A 20582-nucleotide genomic window follows, 5' to 3' on the forward strand; every position below is an offset into this window, starting at 1 on the left:
TAGATAAGATAATGCAACTCGCTGCCCCCTCGTTCGACGAAAGCGAAATCGAAAGTGTGCGCCGCTGTCTCGCCAGCGGCTGGGTGACGCAAGGTCCGATGACGCGTCAATTCGAAGAGCTGCTCGCCAAGCGCCATGCTGCCCCGTACGCGCTGGCCACGACGTCTTGTACCGCCGCGTTGCACCTGGCCACGCTGGCCTTGGGACTGGGGCCGGGGGACGAGGTCATCGTGCCGGCGTTCACCTGGATCACCTCGGCCAACGCCGCGGAATACGTGGGCGCCAAGGCGGTTTTCGCGGACGTCAATCCGAACACGTTCAATCTGGATCCGGCAGCGTTTGAAGCCGCCATCACGCCGCGCACCAAGGCCGTCGTCGCAGTCCACCTGTTCGGCCTGGCCGCCGACATGGATCCCATCATGGCGATAGCCCGTAAGCACAATCTGGCGGTCATCGAAGATGCCGCATGTGCGATCGGCACCACCTACAAGGGAACGCCGATCGGCACCATCGGCGATCTGGGCTGTTTCTCGTTCCATCCCCGCAAAGTGATCACAACAGGTGAGGGCGGCGCTGTCACCATGCGGACCGAGGCCCTGGCCAAGCTGGTCAACAGTTTCCGCAACCACGGCTCCACGGGATTGCCGTCGGCGGAAATCGAGCCGCATGGCCCGTGGACGATGTCGACCTTCGACAATCTGGGATACAACCTGCGTCTGTCGGATATCCAGGCAGCGGTCGGCATTGCCCAGTTTGCGAAGCTGGAGCATCTGCTGGCCGAGCGTCGTTCGCGGGCAACGCGGTATTCCGAATTGTTGGCCTCGGTTTCCGATCTGGTACTGCCGACCGAAGCTGCCGACGTCGATGGCCATTCGTATCAGAGCTACGTGGTGCGCGTGCGTGAAGGTGGTCGTGACCGCCGCAACGCCGTAATGCGGGCCATGGATGAAAAAAGCATACAAACCCGGCCGGGTACGCATGCGGTGGTGCGCCTGGGCTATTACGCGAACAAGTACAAGCTGGACGCGACGGCGTTTCCCAACGCCATCCTGTGTGAAGACACCACGATCACGTTGCCGATCTTCCCTAATATGACCGATGCGGATCAAGCCTTGGTGGTACAAACCCTGACCGACGCGCTGCGTAGCGCCTGACCGCGCATGAAGGCTCGTGCGGGCAAGAAGCGCTCTCACGAGCCGTATTCAAGTTATGGGGAAGCTCCGGTGCAAAACGCACAGCATAAGGTAGACGACGGCGCGCGGCCGTTGCGCGTCCTGTTCATCGACAATATCGCCAATAACGCATATCTAAATGCCAAAGCCCTGCGCCGCCACGGCGTTGAGGTTGACGTGTATGTGGGAGGCTATTACCACATCATGGCATGCCCGGAATGGGAGGAGGGCGGGTTCACCAACTTTGCGGGAACGCATAACCAACCCGACTGGACTCGCACCGTTGGCTTGAATTACGTCCGCCCCGATTGGGTAATCCAGATGCGCGAGCCCTTTGGTTTGCGTTATCTGCTGGCCAAAACCGAAGGGCGCCGCTGGGCCGCGCGCTTCTGGTGGAAAGTGGGCAATCTCGACAGGGAAATCGATTGCAGCGATGGCGGCGTGGGCAAGCGGTTGCGCAGTGGCCTGGTGGGAGGATACAAGCTTGTTCGCAAGGGAGCGGCCGCCGCACGCAAACTGTACCGCCTGGGCAGGCTGTGCCTGCGGGTGGGATATCGACTGATCACCGAAGGACGCTTGCGCTCCGGGCGTAAGCCGACGATACCCGCCGCCGTCGATGCGCTGCCGATCGCCATCGAACCCATGCCGTCGGTCCCTATCGACCCGGACATGCCCAATGCTCTACGCGACATCGAGGCGACCGCACCGGCCTATCGCGAGTCCGTCAGGACATTGATGAGCCGATACGATATCGTGCAAGTCTATGGCGCCGGAGGCCGGTTGCCGCTCATCGCGGGTACGCCTTTCCTGGCATTCGAGCATGGCACGTTGCGCAGCCTGCCATTCGAGTCTTCCTATATGGGTCAGCTCACGTACCTGACCTATACCCGCGCCAGGCATGCCTTCATCACCAATGCGGATGTCCTGGGATCGGCGCAGCGACTGGAGCTGCCCAGCTACAGTTTCATTCCCCACCCCGTCAATGAAGACAGTCTGCATGAAACGCCGGAATCGCAGGCATTGCGCGCTTCGCTTTGTCGCGAGCTCGACACGGATTTCATCGTTTTTCATCCATCGCGCCAGCACTGGGAGCCGGAGGTGCGCAGTCCCAATTGGGAAAAGGGCAACGACATCTTCATTCGTGGCTTCGCGCGCTTCGTCAAGGACGTCAATCCCCGCGCGTCGGCCGTGATGGTTGATTGGGGGTTGTCGGTGCCGGCTTCGCGCGCCTTGCTCGAGGAACTGGGCGTGGCCGACCGGGTGCGGTGGATTCCACCGGTTCCCAATGCGTTGATGTGCCGCTACATCGCGGCGACGGATCTGCTGGCGGACCAGTTCTGGTTGGGGTCGTTCGGCAGCACGGCGCCGAAGGCCTGGGGCTGCGGCAAGCCGGCCATGTTCTACTTGAATGAAGACCAGCATCGCTGGTGCTTCCCCGAGTTGCCGCCCGTCCTGAATGTGCGCTCTCCTGAAGATGTATTCGAATCGCTGCGCCGCCTGCATCAGGATCCCGTGTACATGCGCGCCGTTTCGCAGGATTCGAAGCGCTGGTATCAGGCTTACCATTCAAACGAACTAATAACGCAGAAGCTCCTCGACGTGTATCGAGGCCAAGCACAGACGTGATGACCATTGCCATGAAATCTCCTGATTCCAATCCCCTTTCCGGCCGACAGCGTATCCTCCTGACCGGCGCCACGGGTTTTGTGGGCCGTCATCTTGTCCAACAGCTCGTCGCGGGACATGAGGTGCTCGCCTTGAGTCGCCGCGAAGTCCCGGAGCTCACCCGGCTCGGCGTACGTTGCGTGCTGGCTGATCTCGGAGCCAATGCCGATCTCGCTGCCGTCCTGCCGGCCAGCGGCGTGGACCGGATCATTCACCTTGCCCAATCCGACGGCTACCGGGATTTTCCGGGATCGGCGATGGACATGTTCCAGGTCAACGTCGCCAGCACGGCGGCCCTGCTGGACTATGCGGCCAAATCGGGCGTGAAAGGCTTTGTGCTGGCGTCCACCGGAAGTGTCTATGAGCCCTATGCCAAGCCGATGGACGAAGCCTCGGCGCAGGCGCCGGAAAGCCACTACGCGCGAACCAAGCTGGCTGCGGAGCTTCTGGCGCAGTCCTATTCGAAGCTGTTCAATGTGTGCGCATTGAGGCTGTTTTTCCCCTACGGCCCGCAACAGACCGGCCGTCTCGTGCCCAATCTTTTCCAACGGGTGCAGGCCGGGGAAAAAGTCTCCCTGGATGGGGACGAAGGCGGCATGGTGTTCACGCCCACGCATATCGACGATGTCACCGCCGTGCTGCGTACCGCCGCGGTCTCGGGCTGGCAAGGGGCCATCAATGTGGCAACGTCCGAGGCCCTGAGCATCAAGGATGTTGCGCAGGCGATCGGCCGAATCATCGGTCGTGAGCCGACCTTCGAGCGTACGGGCAAGGCCGGGCAATTGACGATCGTGCCACCTACCGCAGTCCTCGCGGGTCTCATGCCGGACTTCCGGTTCAGGTCGTTCGAGGACGGCGCGCGATTCTTCGGTCAGGCCTAGGCCGCGGAACAACGAGAGGAAACGCGGGATGTCCGCCTTGCTCAAACCGTTGCTCAGGACGCTGTTGGACGTGCTTGTCCTGGTGGCCGGACTGCCGTTCCTGGTGGCTGGCTATCTGCGCCATGTGTTATCCGCGCGCTCCGCCACGGAGCGCCCACGCCTGGTTTGGCAATCCACGCCGATCAAGTCGTTGTCCTATATGGCGCGTGCAATGGCTGAACGCGGCTATCTGAGCGAAACTGCGGTGACGGAGCTGTACGCGATCAACCGCAGGGAAGATTTCGACCATCTGGTGTTTCCAGCGGTCTCTCGTGGCAAGCTGGCCGACTACCTGTGCTCCGGCTGGATGGCATATCGCTTTTTCGGGCATTCGCTGTCGCGCTATGACGTGTTTTTTATGTATTTCGACGGGGGGGTGCTGCGAGATACCTTGCTTGCCCCGCTTGAACTGAAACTGTTGCGCCTGGCTGGCAAGAAAATCGTGGTCATGCCCTACGGCAGCGATGCCTTCGTCTACGATCAGATGGGCGACCCGCTTTGGCGCCATGGGTTGATGATGAGCTATCCCGCCATGGGCAACCATGCCGGCCGCGTGCAAAAGCGTATCCGCCGCATGACGCATGATGCCGATGTTGTCGTGGGCTGCCTGGTGCATTTCACCAGCCTGCCTCGATGGGACATCCTGCCCCTGACCTGCTATCCGGTCGATACGCAGCGTATCCGACCGTTCGCGGCCCCGCAGACCAGTGGCCCGATACGCATTGCGCATGCCGCCAATCATCGCGGCGTGAAAGGCACGGAGTTCCTGGTGCAGGCCGTGCAGACGCTACGCGCGGAAGGCGTGGATATCCACCTGGACCTGATCGAGCGCGTGCCAAACCACGAGGCGCTCGAACGTATCGGACGGGCCGATATCTACGTTGACCAATTGGTCATGGGATATGCGCTGGCCGCCCTGGAGGGACTGGCTCTGGGGCGCGTGGTAGTCAGCCCCGTGGACGGCTTGCCGGCGACGGACCTGTTCCGCACATACTCCTACCTGGATGAATGTCCTATCGTATCCGCCGGGCAGCGCACCATCGAGGGGGTGCTGCGTGACCTGATTGCGCGGCGCGCCGAGTGGCCGCAGATTTCGGCCCGGTCGCGAGCGTTTGTCGAGAAACGTCATTCTTTCGCGGCGAGCGCCCAGATGTTCTCGGCCATTCTGGATCGAGTGTGGTTCGGCAAGCCCGTGGATCTGATCAATTTCTACCATCCCTTGCTCGAACGGGCCAAGGACGGTGAGCAGGCGTCCTCTTGAAATGACGCCGTTCCGCGTCCTGCACTTGCCCACTTCGGTCGGCGGCAATCCCCAAGGCTTGAGCGCCGCGCTGCGCCAGGAGGGCGTGGGCAGCGACACATTGACCACGGAGCAGAATTATCTGCAGTATCCGGTCGACATTGTGGTCAATCCGGACGACGCGGGGCCACTGCGCCGAGAATGGCGGCGGTGGCGAACCCTGTGGCGCGACGTGCCGGGTTATGACGTCCTGCATTTCAATTTCGGTACCACCTTGGCAAGACCGCACGCTTGGTCGGCCAGTCCGGGCTCGGGTCTGGCCAAGCGCCTGGCGTACCCGTTGCGTGCAGCCTACCTTTGGTTGTTGCAAGGCATCGAGCTGGCCCGCGCGAAGCGCCAAGGCGTGCCCATGTTTGTGACCTATCAGGGGGACGATGCCCGGCAGGGGGACTATTCACGGGCCCATTTTCAGATCTGCATTGCCCGGCAGGTCGGCCCTGACTACTACAATGCGGCCAGCGACGCCTTCAAGCGCCGGCAGATTAGCCGTCTGGACCAATACTGCGACCGGATTTATTCCGTGAATCCGGATCTGTTGAGAGTATTGCCGGCTCGCGCGGAGTTCGTGCCTTATTCGCACATCTTCCTGGACGAATGGTTGCCGAGCTATACCCAAGGAGAGCCGAGGCCCTTGCGCATCGCCCATGCGCCGAGCAACCGGCAGGTAAAGGGCACCGATTATATCCTCGCGGCGCTGGAGAACCTGCGTGTGCGGGGCTTCGAGTTCGAGCTTATCCTTGTCGAAGGCATGAGCCATGCCCAGGCGCGCCAGGAATACGAGCGCGCCGACGTGCTGATTGATCAGTTGTTCGCCGGTTGGTACGGCGGCCTGGCCGTGGAACTGATGGCGTTGGGCAAGCCTGTGCTGTCGTATATCCGGCAGGAGGATCTGTCATTCCTGCCGCCCGATATGGCGCGCGAGCTGCCTGTGTTGCAGGTGACCGAGGCAACAGTGGAGCAGTCGCTGGAGCAGGTATTGACGATGCCGCGATCTGAGCTGGTTGCCTGGGCGCGGCGTAGCCGGGCCTATGTTGAACGGTGGCACGATCCGCATGCCATCGCTCGCAGGATCAAGTCGGACTATGAAGAGGCGCTTGCGCGCCGGCGATCCTAGGACGCCTTGACGCTCAAAGGAGCGTCGAGGCGGATCGGTCGCCAGGCTGAGCGTGCTCGCCGCCGGGTAGCTGTGCCACCCTAGTCCTTGATCTGGTTGAGTTGGACCCAGCGCTGGAAATTGATCCATCGCCAGATCTGCCAGCTGAACGGACGCCGCCCTTCGATGACCGCGTCGAAATGCTGCAACATCTGCGCGTTGTCCAGCAAGGAAGATCCCTGTCCGGGCGCCAGCCATTGCCGGACCTGTGGAGCAAGTTTGCGCAGCCACGCAAGCTCCGGTGTTTCGAAACCGATCTTGTCCCTGCGGGCCAGGATGGATGCGGGTACGATGCCCTGCATGGCGGTGCGAAAGATGTGCTTGGTTTCGCCCTGCAGCGATACGAGATAGTCCTCGGGCAGGCCCATCAGAAAATCCGCGAGATCCGGCGTCAGGAAAGGAACCCGGCTTTCGATCGAGAATCGCATGGAATTGCGGTCTCCGTGGCGCAAGAGCCAGCCCAGCCCGCGCTGCGTCAGCGATATCGCCATCTCAGCCATGGCGCGCCGGCCGCCACTGCTTCCAGGCCAGCTCGCGCGGGGATATTCCATCCGCACACCGGCGCCCCTCAGCGCGTCGATATCCAGCCAGGCCGGGCGGGGATCGCGCCCTGACAGCGCACGCAGTCGCTGGTACAGCGGGTCCCCGGCCATGACGCTGATGGCTTCCTGCAGTGTTGCCTTGAGACTGCGCCCAGGCCAGTTGCGCTGGCCCCGCAGGTGACGCAGCGCCGATGGCAGGTGGCCGCGTTCTAGCAGGCTGACCAATCGTTGAGCGGGGTAGCCGTTATAGCCGGCCAGCAGTTCGTCCGCACCCTGACCCTCCAGCATGACGGTGACATCGGCTTCCCGTGCCGCCTTGAAGACACGATATTGGGCGTAGATACTGGTGCTGCCGAAGGGTTCTCCTTGGGCCAGGATCAGGTCGTCGATATCGTTGGCCAGTTCATCCGCCGTGACGCGGATCTTGTGTGCGATGGCGTTGGATCCGACGTTGACGATGTCGACCCATTGCTCCTCGGAGCGGTCCGCAGATTGGGAGATGAAGCTGAAAGTGCGCAATGGCAAATCGGGTTCGACATGCCGCATCGCACACACGATGGCGGACGAGTCAACGCCGCCGGACAGGGCCGCGCCCAGGGTGACGTCGCTGCGCAAGTGCAGTCGGATGCTGTCCAGGAACCGGTCTCGGAGTTCCGCGGCCGCGTCGGCATAGGCCGGGGTGGGTCTACGCTCGGCGATTACCGGAGCCCACCAGCGTTGGGGGACGTCAGCCTGGCCTGTGCGGATGGAAAGGGTAAGGGTGTGTGCCGGAGGCAGAGTGCACAGGTCTTTGACGAAACTGCGCTCTGTATGGTCGTAGTGCCCGTGGACCAGATAGTCGTAAGCAGCCTGAAAGTCCAACTCCCGAGAGGCGTGGTCCAGCGTCATGAGCGCTCGCGGCTCGGACGCGAAAGCGAGCGACTCAGAGGTGCGGCGGTAGTAAAGGGGTTTGATGCCAAAGGCATCTCTCGCCAGTGTCAGCGTCTGACTGCGCCGGTCCAGCATCGCAAACGCGAACATCCCAACGAAACGCCGCAATGCGGCGTTTCGCCATTGATACCAGGCGGCGAGTAAGACTTCGGTGTCGCTATCCGAGGAAAACTGATGGCCGAGCGCTTTCAGTTCCGCGCGCAATTCCCGGTAGTTGTAGATCTCGCCGTTGAACACGACCGTGAGGGCACCATCGTGGGTGGACATCGGTTGATGTCCGCCTGTGGATAGGTCGATGATTGACAGGCGAGTCTGTCCGAGCGCCACTTTGCCGATGGCGCCGTCGGCGAGTTCGCTACCTTGGTCGTTGGGCCCTCTGTGGCGCAATCGCACCAGGCCTCGTCCCAGCCGGTTCTCCAGATCTTCCGGTGGCGAGGCCCACCACCCGCCAAGAATTCCGCACATGGGTAGAGTTGGATCCTGAATTGTTATGGGGGCGTGATCTTGGCGTAGGCGCTGACGAGCTTGGCCTCTTCGTTTCGCCAATTGTAAGTGGTTTGAACCGCTGTACGGCATGCCGCGCGTATGCGTTCCAACTGGTCGACTGGCGTGGCCAGCATCGCGTTGATGGCTTGGGCGATCGAGGTCGTATCGAGGGGGTTGACACACCTGCCCGTACCCGACGATTCAAGGATCTCCCGCCAAAGCGGGAAGTCCGAAGCCAATACAGGAACTCCCGCGGCCATGTACTCGAACATCTTGACTGGCAGGGCATCCAGGTAGTTTGGTATAGGATGCAGGAGCACCAAGCCAAGCTGAGCTTCCGACAACGCCTGTCGAATGCCGGGCCGATCCAATACCCCGCGATAGTCGACCTTGCTCCAGGCGGGCATCGCGCGTAGCGAGGTGTGGAACGCTTCGCTTTCCATGGGGCCGGCCAGAATGAGTCGGGCATCCGCATGTTCCAGTGCCTGGACCATTTCCACCGCGCCACGGATCCGGGCGATGCCACCGATGTAGCAGATCGTCCGGTCCACGCGTGGGGCCAACCCGGTCGTTTCCTGGGTCGCAGGGCCGTCCAGCTCGCCAGGGATGGGGTAATTGTTGACGTCGATGCTGTTGGCGCCTTGCGCCGCATAGCGCTGTGCGATATGCGGCGTCGCGCATATGACCACGGCGCAACGACGTGCAACGAAATTCTCGAATCGTTCGAAAGGCCAGGCGATGGCCTGGCGGATCCAAGGCCGGATCCAAGGCTTGCTGAGAATCTGCCGGGGGACGTCTTCGTGCGCGTCGTAGATTATGGTGCGCCCCATGCACTTGAGCATCAGTGCGATGGGTAACAGCTCCGGATCATGGATATGAATGATCTGGGCATCCGTTTTTCGTACCCGGTTCCAGACTGTCCAGGTCTTCCCGAGCATTCGGCTGACGCGGCCGGTCGGTGGCCCGACGTCGAAAATCGAGACTCCGTCGCGCTGCCCATCGCCGCCGCCATCCGCGACATACAGATCAACCTGATACCCCTGGCGAGCCAGGCTGCGGCATTCCTTGTGGAATATCCGGACGTCGAAACGTGGATGGGCAGTGGTGAGATGCGCGATCCGTACCGTCATTGTGCCAAGGTAAGGGATTGATGACAGGGCTCACCGGCCGCCTGTGGAGTGTATTCGGCGACGAGTGCTGCGATAGCTTCGACCATCTGGTTGCGGTCGTAGGTACTCAGAGTCTGTTCAAGCTTGGCAAGTCCCGCCGTCAAGATTTCATGAGGCAGATCATTTTCCCGGGCCTGCATGATGCGCGGGTGTTGCGTGGATTTGACGTCACCGCCAATCAGTAGCTCTTCATAGAGTTTCTCGCCAGGTCGCAGGCCGACTACACGGAGTTCAATGTCACCGTCCGGATCGGACGCGTCGCGTATGGTCAAGCCGCACAGTCGGATCATGCGCTCCGCCAAGTCTCGAATGCGGACAGGCTCCCCCATGTCCAGGACAAACACCGAACCGGAAGCGCCCATCGCGCCGGCCTGCAGCACGAGCTGCGCCGCTTCAGGAATGGTCATGAAGTAACGTGTGATGTCCGAGTGCGTCAGCGTTACGGGGCCGCCAGCCAAAATCTGACGATGGAACAACGGCACGACGCTGCCGGAACTTCCCAGTACGTTGCCAAATCGCACTATGGAGAACCGGGTGACCGCCTGTTGTTGCGACAGGGATTGCAGGATCAGTTCAGCGAGGCGTTTGCTGGCGCCCATGATATTGGTGGGACGGACTGCCTTGTCCGTCGAGATCAATACGAAATCGCTGACGTTGGCGGCGATCGCGGCTCGCGCCAGGGACTGCGTACCCAACGCGTTGGTTGCCACACCCTCCGCAATATTCTGCTCCACCATCGGCACGTGCTTGTAGGCTGCGGCATGATAGATCGTCTGGATGGAGTACTGCTGGATGCGGTTCAGCGTGTGAGCGTGATCACGTACTGAACCGAGCGTCGCGATGAGTTCGATCGGCCGGTTTCCGATGAGTTGGATAAGCTCCTGCTCGATAGCGTACAGGGCGGGTTCGGACATCTCGAATAGCACCAGGCGCTTCGGTTCGAGCGCGACGATCTGGCGGCACAGTTCCGAGCCGATGGATCCGCCGGCACCGGTCACTAGAACGTTGCGACCGCTTACGCAGCGGCCCAGTAACTCAGGTATCGGGGCGACGGGGTCTCTGCCCAGCAGATCTTCTACCTGGACGTCGCGTAGTCGGAGTCCGTTGGAATCGACCAGTTCACGCAGGCTCGGCACCAGCCGAATGCGCAGCCGGTACTGTTCCGCGGACTCGACAATCTGGCGCAGCCGTGCCCGGCCCGCGGTGGGCATGGCGATGAGCAACTGACGCACAGAGTACCGCTCCACCAGCTTGGGCAGGTGCTGTGGAGGGTGTATCCGCAGACCCGATACCATCAGGCCGTGCTTGCGCCGGTCGTCGTCCAGCATGGCGATCGGCTTGTAATGGGGGCCCGCGCGCAGGGCGGTGGCCAATTGGGAGCCCGCACCGCCCGCGCCATAGATCACAACCGGTATGCGCAGATCGCTGACGTCTTTGGCGTCGGTGAACAGCACCCGGCGGCCAATCCAGCGTGAAGCGACCAGTCCGGCGATCGCCAGGGATCCGTAGATGACAAGTACGGCGCGCGACAGCCCGATCAACTGCAGGAAGGTGTTGGCGGCCGTGACCACCATGACCGATACCGCCACGCCTGCGGTGATCCCGAGGATCACCCGCTCGTTCATGTAGCGCAGGATGTAGTTGTAGACCCGAAACCCCGCCATGGCGAGAATGCCGCCCGCACAGGCGGCGAGAGACAGCGCCGCGTACGAGGTATTAAGGAAGAAAAGCTCGAAACGCAACCACAGCGCGAGGTAAAACGAAATCAGGAGAATTGTTGCGTCAAGCACCACGGCCAGCGCCTGCTTGGCCGGACGAGGCAAATTTACAAAAAGACGCCGGATGGCAAGGGGAAGGATCATGAGAGGGCGTCGATGAGGCGTATGTCTTTTATATGTATGGCGGATTTTACAGGCCTTGGCGCGTAACTAGATTTATTGTGTCAAACCGAGGGCCAAGCCGTCAGTGCTGGTCGACAGCGCGCTGGGATATCGCCGGGCGCTTTGTGGGCAAAGTGGCCGCCAGCACACCCAGGAATATCCAGAATGGCTGGAAATAGACCATGGAACTGGGGGCGAGACCGGCGATGCCGGCGACCAGCAAGCTGATCCGGCCTCGCCAGTCCAGCCGCCACATCAGCCAGCCCAGCAACAGGAACCAGCCCAGCCCGACATGAAAGAACATTTCCAGCCAGAAGAAATGAGGCGACGCCCACGGCGCCTTGTTGCCGGGCCAGATAAGGTTCAATTGTCCGGCGCCCAGGCCGGTGAGCCATTGCCACCAGGGCATTGCCCGCCATTCCGCCACCATGTCCATGGTGAGCCTGGCGCGGAAGGCGGAGGATTCATCTCCATCCTGCGCCTTGATGCTGACGTTCGCAGTCGGCGCAGGCGGTGGTGCATGGTGGGTCTCGGGCAGCGGCGCCGGTGCGACATGAGTGCCGGCACCCGGCGGGGGCGCCAACGTCGGGGCCGGGGGCTGGGTTTGTCCTATGCCGGAGGCAGGCGCCGGTGGCGTCTCCGTCATGGCGGGCTGCGCCGCCATGACGGGGGGAGCAACATGGGTTGGCGGGATTCCGCCGGGGGACGGGACGGCAGGCGGGGCCGTCGCCTGGATGGTTGGCAGGGAAACCAGATGCAGGGGTTCGCTCTGCAGCGGGAGCGCGGCCAGCGTCGCCAGCACACAGGTGGCCAGGAATTTCAGGCGTTCCCGCAGCCGGTCGCCGTCCACGAGCCACACCAGGTACATGATGCCCAGCACCAGGGCGGCGGCCATGTCTGCCCGTCGATTGAGCAACAGTGCGTAGAACCAGCACGCGCCGAACAGCAGTAACGAAAGGCGTCGGCGACAGAGCAACCAGATGAGGTTGGCGAATACCAGCGCGGTGGCCATGTCGTTGATGTTGTTCCATACGCCGCCGGTCAGCAGGTAGCGCGGCCGGAACCGCTGCGCTTCGGTCCAGGTGTCGAAGGCGGGAAAGTAGGCGGTGATGAACCAGTAAGCCAACAGCCCGGGGAACAGGAACAGAAACGGTTTGGGTCGGCGTGCGATCGTTTCGCCCAGTATGGCGGAAGCCGCGCCAATCAGGAGGTACATGGTGTATCGGGTGTAGCGGTCGTCCGCCATGACCCAAAGCGATTGCAGTGCCAGGAGAAGCACGAGAATGAGCACCGGCAGCTTCAGGCGGGTATGCCACGCCGCAATGCGCCAGGATGGAGCGATGGCCAGGGCCACGACGAAAAACGCCAACCCCCAATGGAATGGGCGCAGGGGATAGGGCACATAGATCGACGAGCCGGCCAGGCACAGCGCGAAGGCGGCCAGCACGAGCCGGTCGGTCAGGCGAGTTGTCCTGGTGTCAGCCGAGCGCATTGCCCAGGCTCCAGAACAGCGTTGGCGCCAGGATGCCGACTGCCAGCAGGCGGCCCGTCAGCATGGCCTGTACCGCATGGTAGACGTCGTGGGTGGGATGGTCGTCCACGATCGTGGCGATGCGGGGCTCGAGCACGAACGTGAGCAGCACGGTGGCGAATCCGTTCACGATGCCGGAGAGTTGCGAAATGGTGCTGCGGTAGTCGTGAAACACCAGGGCAAAGTAGTACGACACGAGCACGCCAACCGCATAGCAGAGGAACACTGCCGCCGCCAGTACGATGATGCGCGCGCGAGGGAACCTGGAGGGCGTTTCCAGCTGCTTGCGCACGTCGGCGGTGCGCAGCTTCGGTTTGCCGCTGCGCCGCTGGATGAAATTCGCCAGCAGGGTGATCCAGTGGAAACGGATGAAGAATGCGAGCAGCGAGAGTACCGTGGCGCCGGCCAGCGCGCCCAGTCCCATCATCTGGTAGGTGACAACCGGGATCTGCTTGTCGATCAGGAATCCCAGCAGGGGCATCAGCGCCAGATAGAAGAAGCGCGTGATCGTGGTCGTGGCGTTCTGAACGGCGTACCCCGTGACCGGCTTGCCCGCGAGCCGGCCGGCGATGCGGGCGTAATAGCTGAGGTACTCGAGCAGGTGAATGGTCGAGAAACTCAGGATGACGAGGGCGATCAGCAGCGTCATGACGCGCCGTGCGCCGTGGGGCCGTGGTGGATGCGCAAGGTTTCCCGGTAGGCCAACTGCATCAGGTCGAGGCTGTGATCCCAGCTGTAGCGGTCGCGCACGCGTTCGCGGCCGGCCGCGCCCATCCGGGCGCGCAGCGGCGCATCCAGGACCAGGGTTTCGAGCTTGCGGGCGGCGGCATCGGCATCTTCGATCGGCACGACGAAGCCCGTCACGCCATCGAGCACGACCTCGGCGGGGCCATCCGCATCGGACACGACGACGGGTAGCCCGCTCGAGCAGGCTTCCAGGATTGCCACCCCAAAACTGTCGCGGCGGCTCAACGCCACATAGATGTCCAGCTGGCCCAGCGCGGATGGTACGTCGGCATGCGGAATCTGCCCCTTGAGTTCGACGCAATCCGTGAGCCCGAGGCTTTCGGCCATCGATGCAAGCATGTGGAACTGGCTGCCGCCGCCATAGATCCGCAGCATCAGCCGATCAGCCAGATCGGGGTGCGTCATGGCAAGCCGGACCTTGAGCTTTGCGAACGCCTGGATCAAGGTGTCGATCCCATAAATCGCCTCCAGTGTCTTCACCGTGCCGATGACAATGTGGTCTGACGGATTCCTTACAAGCCTGGGTGTGAATTGGTGCTCGTCGATGCCGAAGGGCGTGACAAAAATGGGGGTGCTGGACAACTCACGCATTTTAATCGCCATGGCGTGGCTGGTCGCACCGAGCGCCGTTGCGCGGTCCAGGGTCTTGCCCAGTGCGGCATGGTGCCAGCGGCTCTTGTTCGGGAAGTCGTAGATATCGCTGCCCCAGGCCGACAGCAGGTTCGGCAGGAAGCCCGACAGTCGCGCCAGCAGGCCGTAGCCGGTCGCGTAGTGAGTGTTGAGCAGGTCGGGCTTGATCCGGGAGAGCAGTTGACGCAGCTTGAAAACAGCCAGGAAGTATCCCCAGGGGGAGCCACAGGGCAATTTGTATTGATGGACTGCTGCCGCGATGTCCGAGGAAGGATCGTCAAGCGACAGCAGATGCACGTCGTAGCCGCGTTCGCTCAGGCCATTGGCCCATCGTACGGTATGTATGCTTCGCGTCGCGCCCAGAAGCGCGACTCTCAGTGATGATGCGGTGCCGGTCTGGAATGCGGAATCTGCCGCTGACGAGGGTTCGGAATGGGTAGTCAATCTGATGCCGGATTTTTTATATATTGAGTCAGACGGCAGTCTAGCAACAGCCTAACACAGCCGATATTTCGGTCACGTTTCTCGGACTGAATCAATATGTATCAATGAGTCCGATTTCGTGATTGGCACACGTATTCGGACACATATTTACCGCCTGAAAATGGCGGAGAAAGTCGCGACAAGGATTTTCATGTCGCCGATGAAGGAGCGCGTGCGCACATATTCACTCTGGAGCCGCAGTTTTTCGGGCAGGATCTGTTCGCGGTAGGCCTGTTCCGGATCGCTGGCGCGCGCCAGCAGCTCGTTCTCATGCCGGAACTGGATGGATGCCAAGTCGGTAATGCCTGGTTTCACTGACAGCACGACGCGTCGTTGCGCGTCGGGATAGAGCGCGACATACCGGGGCACTTCAGGACGTGGACCCACCACGCTCATGCTGCCGGCCAGTACGTCGATGAGCTGAGGCAGTTCATCCAGCTTCCAGTGGCGGATCCAGGCTCCCGTGCGCGTGATGCGGGCGTCACCGCCAACGGTGATCTCTTTCGAATTGCCAGCGGTGCTGACCGTCATGCTGCGGAACTTGTGGATCCGGAAGGTCCGGCCGTCCTTGCCTACACGCACCTGGCGGAAAAACACCGGGCCGGGCGAGTCGCGCTTGATGGCCACCGCGATGACCAGGAACAGTGGTGACAGGACGATCAGGCCCAGCAGGGAAACGACAAAGTCGAACAACCGTTTCATCGGCGGCGAAGCAGCGTCTCGACGGCACTGATGACACGCGCGACTTCATCATCGGTCATGCGTGAATAGATCGGCAGGCTCACCATGCATTCGTAGGCCCGTTGCGAATGCGGGAACATGCCGGGCTGAAGGCCGTAGCGGTCACGCCAATAGGGCTGCAGATGCAACGGTACGTAGTGCACGCTGCAACCGACCCCGGCTTCCGTCATGCGCACGATGAAATCATCCCGGCCGATCGGCGCGTCCGCGGACAGGCGCAATACATACAGGTGCCATGCGTGTGTGTCGCTGACGTCGTAGCCGCGAGCGGCCAGCCGTTCGGGACTTGGCGGCAAGGTGAGCGGCAGATCGGCGAATGCGTTGTCGTAGCATGCGGCGATGGCGGCGCGGCGGTCGCGCATTTCTCGCACCCGCGCCAGCTGTATGCGGCCCATCGCCGCGGCGGTGTCCGGCAGGTTGTACTTGAATCCGGGAGCCACGATTTCGTAGTACCACGCCGGCTTTTTCGACGTGAAGCGATCAAAGGCATCGCGGTCGATGCCATGCAGCCGCATGACGCGGCAACGCTTGGCCAGTGCCGGATCGCGCGTGACCACCATGCCGCCTTCGCCGGTGGCGAGGGTCTTGGTGGCGTAGAAGCTATAGACCGTGATGTCGCTGGCCAGGCCGCCGATCAGTTCGCCTTTCCAGGTGCAGGGTAGGGCGTGCGCCGCGTCTTCGATGACGCGCAGTCCGTGGCGGCGGGCGATGTCGAGGATGGCGGTCATGTCACAGGACAGGCCACCGTAGTGCACCGGGATGATCGCCTTGGTGCGCGGCGTGATGGCACGCTCCACGGCCTCGGGGCTGACACAAAAGGTATCAGGATCGATGTCCACCAGCACGGGTTCAGCCCCAAGGTAGCGGGCAACTTCGGCGCTGGCGGTGAAGGTGTGAGTGGTGGTGATGACTTCGTCGCCCTCGCCCACGCCGATGGCTTCCAGGGCCAGGTGCAGGCCGGCGGTTGCCGAGTTCACCGCCACGGCTTCCACGCCACTGCCGATGAAGGCCGCGAATTCCTGCTCGAACGCTCGGGCGTTGGGCCCCGTAGTGAGCCACCCCGACTTCATGGCTTCAGTGACGGCCGTGATTTCGGCGTCGCCAATGTCAGGTAGTGCGAAGGGAATGAAAGACATGTTCGTGGCCTGGCGGCTAAGGACGTTGCGAAACCGGGATTGTAGTGGAGCCATGCACGGCATCGCCAAGCGACTCGAGGAATTGGCGAGCCAGGAAGGGGTAGCTGTGGCGTTGCTGCACAAAGGCCTTTCCACGTGCCCCCAATGCTTGACGTTCAGTTTTTGGTAAGTTGGCCAGGTCGCTGATTGCGCCGGCGATGGCCGGCACGTCATCCGCGGGGACGCTGATACCGCAATCCGCGTCGCTCACCAGGTCGTAAGGGGAACTCGTGGCGTGAACGACGGGCAGTCCCGCCAGCATGTAGTCGAACAATTTGTTGGGGCTGGTCCCGAACTGGTAGAGCGGGCTGTCGTGCCAACCGATGTAGGCAATGTCAGCGAGGGACAGCAGGGTCGGGATCGTGGGTTTTTCCACCGGATCCAGGAACAGGATGTTCTTCAGGCCCAATGATTGAGCCCGCTGCATCAAGCGTGCCTTCTCTACGCCTTTGCCGACCAGCAGGTATCCCACGTTCGCGGATTCCGGTCTTGCCGCGGCCTCGATCATCGGATCCAGCGCATTCGATACGGCGTGGCCGCCGGCATAGACGCAGGTGGCCTTGAATTGGCGCGTGAATTCGGTGATGCGCGCTTCGACGGGGGGAGGCAGCGCACGAGCGGTTTCGGCGGGATCGAATCCGTTGGGGATGTAGCCGAACTTGTCCGGGGCCATGCCGCGGCCTTGCAGATGCGGCGCGGTGCCAGGCAACAGGGAGATGACCTTGTCGGCATGCCGGCAGGCGTAGTCTTCCGCCAGCTGCATGGAGAAGATCATGGGATGCCGTTCGGAAAAACCGCCCAGCAGCCGCGGCGTCAATGGCCAGAGGTCATGGACTTCGTAGACGAGTTTGGCCCCGGCGATGCGGGCGATTTTCGCGGCGGGCCAGATGTCATAAGGATAGGTCGACGAGGCGATGACGACATCGGGAAGGTCCGCGGCCAGTTCGCGAGCCATGCCGCGGACCTTTGCCGTGAACTGCAGCATATTGAGCAGGCGCTTGGCGCCATTGCCGGCGTAGGGGTGGGTGCGCAACCAGAGATAATCGACGCCGTCGATCTGTTCACGTGTGACGGGGGATGAAACGGCGGGATTCTGCTGGCGCAGGTGCGAGACGCTGCTGGCGACGATGGTGACGCGATGGCCTTGTCGCACCCATTCGCGGGCCAGATAATACGGCCGGAATTCCATTCCGTGCCGGGGCGAACCGGCGTAATGGTTGATAAGCAGGATATTCATGCCGACATCGTAGCGTGTCGCCGCCAGGGGTGTGGCGGTGTGTCTGGCACGGCGCCGCGGTGGGCACCGTGCCAGCAGGACATCAGCCCAGTGCTGCGCGCAGCGCGGCGACGATCTGATCCTGGGTCGCTTCATCCAGGTCCGGGTGCATCGGCAGGCTCATGACGGTGGCGGCGAGGGTGTCGGACACCGGCGTGGCGCCTTCGGCCGCGGCGAATGCGGCATAGGCCGGTTGAGCGTGGATGGGCCGCGGGTAGTGGATTGCCGTCGGGATGCCGGCTTCCTTCAGGTGCGCGATCACGGCTTCGCGATTGGGCACCATGACCGTGAACTGGGCCCAGACACTGTCGCGATCCGGACGCACCGTGACCGTGCGGGCACCGCCCGGCAGGTCGGCCAGCAACTGCTGGTAGCGCGCGCCGATCTTGATGCGCTGTTCCACTTCCCATTCGAAGCGCTCCAGCTTGCCCAGCACCACGGCGCATTGCAGCGTGTCCATGCGGCCACCCACCCCGATGCGGGTGTGGTAATAGCGGGCCGATTGGCCATGCACGCGGATTTCACGCATGGCCTGGGCCAGCTCGTCGTCGTTGGTGAACAGCGCACCCCCGTCGCCGTAGCAGCCCAGGGGCTTGCTCGGGAAGAAACTGGTGCAGCCGATCTTGGACAGGTTGCAGCTCTTCTTGCCTTTGTAGGTGGCGCCGAAGCTCTGCGCGGCGTCTTCGATGACGGTGATGCCGTGCTTGTCGGCGATGGCATTGACCTCGTCCATGTCGCCGCACTGGCCGTACAGCGACACCGGGATGATGGCCTTGGTGCGAGGCGTGATCTTGGCCTCGATTTCCGAAACCTTGATGTTGCAGGTATCAGGCTCGACATCCACGAACACCGGCACGGCGCCCAGCAGCACGATGACTTCCGCCGTCGCCACGAACGTGAACGAGGTGGTGATGACTTCGTCGCCGGCCTTCACCCCCAGGGCCATCAGCGCGATCAGCAGCGCTTCGGTGCCGGAGGCGACCGTAATGCAGTGCTTGGCGCCCGTATAGGCGCACAGCGCGGCTTCCAGCTCCTTGACCTCGGGACCCATGATGTACTGGCCATGATCCAGCACGGCCTGGATACGTGCATTGATCGGGTCGCGCAGGACTTGGTACTGCTTCTTCAGGTCAATGAATTGCATGTTGTCTCACACCAGTTGGCAGACGCCGTCTTTGAGTACGTATTGGTCGCCGGTTGCCGGGCAGGTGGTCTGCCCGCTGCCGGTCAGCGGCAGGTCCAGCTGTTCGCCATGGCGGCTCATCCAGCCGATCTGGCGGGCGGGCACGCCTACCACCAGGGCGAAATCGGGCACGTCGCGGTTGACCACGGCGCCGGCGCCGACAAAGGCGTAGCGGCCCACGGTCGAGCCGCACACGATGGTGCAGTTGGCGCCCAGCGTGGCGCCCTGGCGCACGACCGTATCGCGGTATTCATTCTTGCGTTCGATGGCCGCGCGCGGGTTGTACACATTGGTGAACACCATGCTGGGGCCGCAGAACACGTCATCCTCGAGCGTCACGTTGTCGTAGACGGAGACGTTGTTCTGGATCTTGACGCGATTGCCGATCTTGACGCGATTGCCGACGTAGACGTTCTGGCCCAGCGAACAGGCCTCGCCGATGACGGCGCCGCCCGAAACGTGGACCCAGTGCCAGACGCGGGTGCCGGCGCCGATCTGCGCGCCGTCGTCGACGATAGCGGTGGAATGGATGCTCATGATGCTCAGTCCAGCGGCAGCGGTACGCGCAGGCCGTCGCGCGCGGAGCGGTAGATGGCGGTCAGCAGGGCCAGCGACTGCAGGCCTTCGCGTCCGTCGGTCTCGGGTTCGCATTCACCACGCAGCACGCGGATGACGTTGTCGTAATAGAGCGGATGGCCAAAGCCGTAGACCGACGTGGTCTCGTAGTTGGCTTCACGGATCTTGGCGTCGTCGGGATGCTCGTCGGCGAATTTCCATTCGTCGATGCGGTTGACGGCGACCCCGCCCACGCGCACGGTGCCCTTTTCGCCCAGGATGGTGATGGAGCCTTCCAGGTTCTGCGGGTAGGTCAGCATGGTGACGTTGATCGAGCCCATGGCGCCATGGCGCCAGCGGATCGCGGCCACGCCGGTGTCTTCGGCTTCGATGCGGCGAGCCAGCGTGGCGGTGTAGGCGTACACGCTTTCCACGGGACCCACCAGCCAATCGAGCAGGTCGACGTAATGGCTCGCCTGGTTCATGAAGGCGCCGCCATCCCACTCCCACTTGCCGCGCCAGCGGGCGGCATCGTAATAGTCTTGGGGACGGGTCCAGAAAACGTTGACCGTCACCATATAGATACGGCCGAAGCGGCCGCTGTCGATGGCCTTCTTGAGCAGCTGCAGCGTTGCGTTGCGGCGGTTCTGCTTGACGACGAACAGGCGCACGTTTGCGTCGTCGCACGCCTTCACCATGCGCTTGGCATCTTCCCAGCGGGTGGCCATGGGTTTTTCGCTGACCACATGGCGGCCGGATTGCGCGACTTCAATGGCCTGCCAGGGGTGTAGACCCGATGGCGTGGCCAGAATGACCGCGTCCGCCGTAGTATGGGCCAGCAATTCCGTCAGTGAGGCAAAGGGACGCGCACCGGTGGCTTCCGCGGCGGCTTTCAGCGCGGCGGGATTGGTGTCACAGACATCCACCAGCTCCGCACGGTCGCTGTGCTGAGCAATGGCTCCGATGTGGTTCTTGGAAATACGCCCACACCCTACCAGGGCGAAACGAACCTTGCGGTCGGTAACTGGATTAGCGGTCATCGGG

At 62.4% G+C, this 20582-nt stretch carries 17 protein-coding genes; 5 read left to right on the forward strand and 12 right to left on the reverse strand.

The genetic code is table 11. From position 1 onward, the window contains the following. The first annotated feature begins 11 nt into the window (after positions 1–11). The 5 genes from DK459_RS00085 to DK459_RS00105 are packed head-to-tail and all read left to right on the forward strand — an operon-like array spanning position 12 to position 6171. Positions 12–1154: a DegT/DnrJ/EryC1/StrS aminotransferase family protein gene (locus tag DK459_RS00085; RefSeq protein ID WP_006389711.1), complete on the forward strand. Its 1143-nt coding sequence runs from the start codon at positions 12–14 to the stop codon at positions 1152–1154. Between the two features lie 6 nt (positions 1155–1160). Beyond that, complete coding sequence (locus DK459_RS00090; protein WP_006389712.1) at positions 1161–2798, forward strand: hypothetical protein; 1638 nt, start codon at positions 1161–1163, stop codon at positions 2796–2798. After that, positions 2798–3718 (forward strand): NAD(P)-dependent oxidoreductase, encoded by a 921-nt coding sequence (locus DK459_RS00095; protein ID WP_006389713.1) that lies wholly within the window; start codon positions 2798–2800, stop codon positions 3716–3718. The genes DK459_RS00090 and DK459_RS00095 overlap by 1 nt, the downstream gene beginning before the upstream one ends. Positions 3719–3746: 28 nt before the next feature. Next, a complete protein-coding gene (locus tag DK459_RS00100; RefSeq protein WP_006389714.1) occupies positions 3747–5018 on the forward strand; it encodes a hypothetical protein in 1272 nt (423 codons plus the stop codon). Position 5019: 1 nt separating this feature from the next. Next, a complete protein-coding gene (locus DK459_RS00105; protein WP_006389715.1) occupies positions 5020–6171 on the forward strand; it encodes a glycosyltransferase in 1152 nt (383 codons plus the stop codon). Positions 6172–6251: 80 nt separating this feature from the next. Here the strand turns inward: DK459_RS00105 and asnB are convergent, their stop codons facing one another. From asnB to DK459_RS00165, 12 genes are all read right to left on the reverse strand, one after another. Beyond that, positions 6252–8147: an asparagine synthase (glutamine-hydrolyzing) gene (gene asnB / locus DK459_RS00110; RefSeq protein WP_110134344.1), complete on the reverse strand. Its 1896-nt coding sequence runs from the start codon at positions 8145–8147 to the stop codon at positions 6252–6254. A gap of 23 nt (positions 8148–8170) precedes the next feature. Beyond that, on the reverse strand, positions 8171–9298 hold the full coding sequence (locus tag DK459_RS00115) for a glycosyltransferase (protein WP_006389717.1): 1128 nt from the start codon (positions 9296–9298) through the stop codon (positions 8171–8173). Further along, positions 9295–11199: a nucleoside-diphosphate sugar epimerase/dehydratase gene (locus DK459_RS00120; RefSeq protein ID WP_006389720.1), complete on the reverse strand. Its 1905-nt coding sequence runs from the start codon at positions 11197–11199 to the stop codon at positions 9295–9297. Before DK459_RS00120 ends, DK459_RS00115 begins: the two co-directional genes overlap by 4 nt. 100 nt (positions 11200–11299) lie before the next feature. Then, complete coding sequence (locus DK459_RS00125; protein WP_110134345.1) at positions 11300–12709, reverse strand: hypothetical protein; 1410 nt, start codon at positions 12707–12709, stop codon at positions 11300–11302. After that, a complete protein-coding gene (locus tag DK459_RS00130; RefSeq protein ID WP_006389723.1) occupies positions 12696–13397 on the reverse strand; it encodes a lipid II flippase family protein in 702 nt (233 codons plus the stop codon). Before DK459_RS00130 ends, DK459_RS00125 begins: the two co-directional genes overlap by 14 nt. Further along, on the reverse strand, positions 13394–14569 hold the full coding sequence (locus DK459_RS00135) for a glycosyltransferase family 4 protein (RefSeq protein WP_006389724.1): 1176 nt from the start codon (positions 14567–14569) through the stop codon (positions 13394–13396). Before DK459_RS00135 ends, DK459_RS00130 begins: the two co-directional genes overlap by 4 nt. 147 nt (positions 14570–14716) lie before the next feature. Then, positions 14717–15310 (reverse strand): sugar transferase, encoded by a 594-nt coding sequence (locus DK459_RS00140; protein ID WP_054499592.1) that lies wholly within the window; start codon positions 15308–15310, stop codon positions 14717–14719. Beyond that, positions 15307–16485 carry a DegT/DnrJ/EryC1/StrS aminotransferase family protein gene (locus DK459_RS00145; RefSeq protein WP_047993143.1) on the reverse strand — a complete coding sequence of 393 codons (1179 nt, stop codon included), beginning with the start codon at positions 16483–16485 and terminating at the stop codon, positions 15307–15309. The genes DK459_RS00140 and DK459_RS00145 overlap by 4 nt, the downstream gene beginning before the upstream one ends. 16 nt (positions 16486–16501) lie before the next feature. Then, complete coding sequence (locus DK459_RS00150; RefSeq protein WP_054499591.1) at positions 16502–17761, reverse strand: glycosyltransferase family 4 protein; 1260 nt, start codon at positions 17759–17761, stop codon at positions 16502–16504. An 82-nt stretch (positions 17762–17843) separates the two neighbouring features. Next, positions 17844–18944, reverse strand: coding sequence for a DegT/DnrJ/EryC1/StrS aminotransferase family protein (locus tag DK459_RS00155; protein ID WP_006389728.1), 1101 nt, complete (start codon positions 18942–18944; stop codon positions 17844–17846). A gap of 6 nt (positions 18945–18950) precedes the next feature. Then, a complete protein-coding gene (locus DK459_RS00160; protein ID WP_006389729.1) occupies positions 18951–19520 on the reverse strand; it encodes an acyltransferase in 570 nt (189 codons plus the stop codon). A gap of 5 nt (positions 19521–19525) precedes the next feature. Next, positions 19526–20578, reverse strand: coding sequence for a Gfo/Idh/MocA family protein (locus tag DK459_RS00165; RefSeq protein ID WP_006389730.1), 1053 nt, complete (start codon positions 20576–20578; stop codon positions 19526–19528). Positions 20579–20582 lie beyond the last annotated feature (4 nt).

The sequence above is a fragment of the Achromobacter sp. RW408 genome, assembly GCF_003184165.1.
Classification (GTDB): Bacteria; Pseudomonadota; Gammaproteobacteria; order Burkholderiales; family Burkholderiaceae_B; genus Achromobacter; species Achromobacter xylosoxidans.

What these genes read in the sequence shown, in the direction of transcription:
- DK459_RS00085 (WP_006389711.1), top strand. Translation starts at nt 12, where the DNA reads ATGCAACTCGCTGCCCCCTCGTTCGACGAAAGCGAAATCGAAAGTGTG.
- DK459_RS00090 (WP_006389712.1), top strand. Translation starts at nt 1,161, where the DNA reads ATGAAGGCTCGTGCGGGCAAGAAGCGCTCTCACGAGCCGTATTCAAGT.
- DK459_RS00095 (WP_006389713.1), top strand. Translation starts at nt 2,798, where the DNA reads ATGACCATTGCCATGAAATCTCCTGATTCCAATCCCCTTTCCGGCCGA.
- DK459_RS00100 (WP_006389714.1), top strand. Translation starts at nt 3,747, where the DNA reads ATGTCCGCCTTGCTCAAACCGTTGCTCAGGACGCTGTTGGACGTGCTT.
- DK459_RS00105 (WP_006389715.1), top strand. Translation starts at nt 5,020, where the DNA reads ATGACGCCGTTCCGCGTCCTGCACTTGCCCACTTCGGTCGGCGGCAAT.
- asnB (WP_110134344.1), bottom strand. Translation starts at nt 8,147, where the DNA reads ATGTGCGGAATTCTTGGCGGGTGGTGGGCCTCGCCACCGGAAGATCTG.
- DK459_RS00115 (WP_006389717.1), bottom strand. Translation starts at nt 9,298, where the DNA reads ATGACGGTACGGATCGCGCATCTCACCACTGCCCATCCACGTTTCGAC.
- DK459_RS00120 (WP_006389720.1), bottom strand. Translation starts at nt 11,199, where the DNA reads ATGATCCTTCCCCTTGCCATCCGGCGTCTTTTTGTAAATTTGCCTCGT.
- DK459_RS00125 (WP_110134345.1), bottom strand. Translation starts at nt 12,709, where the DNA reads ATGCGCTCGGCTGACACCAGGACAACTCGCCTGACCGACCGGCTCGTG.
- DK459_RS00130 (WP_006389723.1), bottom strand. Translation starts at nt 13,397, where the DNA reads ATGACGCTGCTGATCGCCCTCGTCATCCTGAGTTTCTCGACCATTCAC.
- DK459_RS00140 (WP_054499592.1), bottom strand. Translation starts at nt 15,310, where the DNA reads ATGAAACGGTTGTTCGACTTTGTCGTTTCCCTGCTGGGCCTGATCGTC.
- DK459_RS00145 (WP_047993143.1), bottom strand. Translation starts at nt 16,485, where the DNA reads ATGTCTTTCATTCCCTTCGCACTACCTGACATTGGCGACGCCGAAATC.
- DK459_RS00150 (WP_054499591.1), bottom strand. Translation starts at nt 17,761, where the DNA reads ATGAATATCCTGCTTATCAACCATTACGCCGGTTCGCCCCGGCACGGA.
- DK459_RS00155 (WP_006389728.1), bottom strand. Translation starts at nt 18,944, where the DNA reads ATGCAATTCATTGACCTGAAGAAGCAGTACCAAGTCCTGCGCGACCCG.
- DK459_RS00160 (WP_006389729.1), bottom strand. Translation starts at nt 19,520, where the DNA reads ATGAGCATCCATTCCACCGCTATCGTCGACGACGGCGCGCAGATCGGC.
- DK459_RS00165 (WP_006389730.1), bottom strand. Translation starts at nt 20,578, where the DNA reads ATGACCGCTAATCCAGTTACCGACCGCAAGGTTCGTTTCGCCCTGGTA.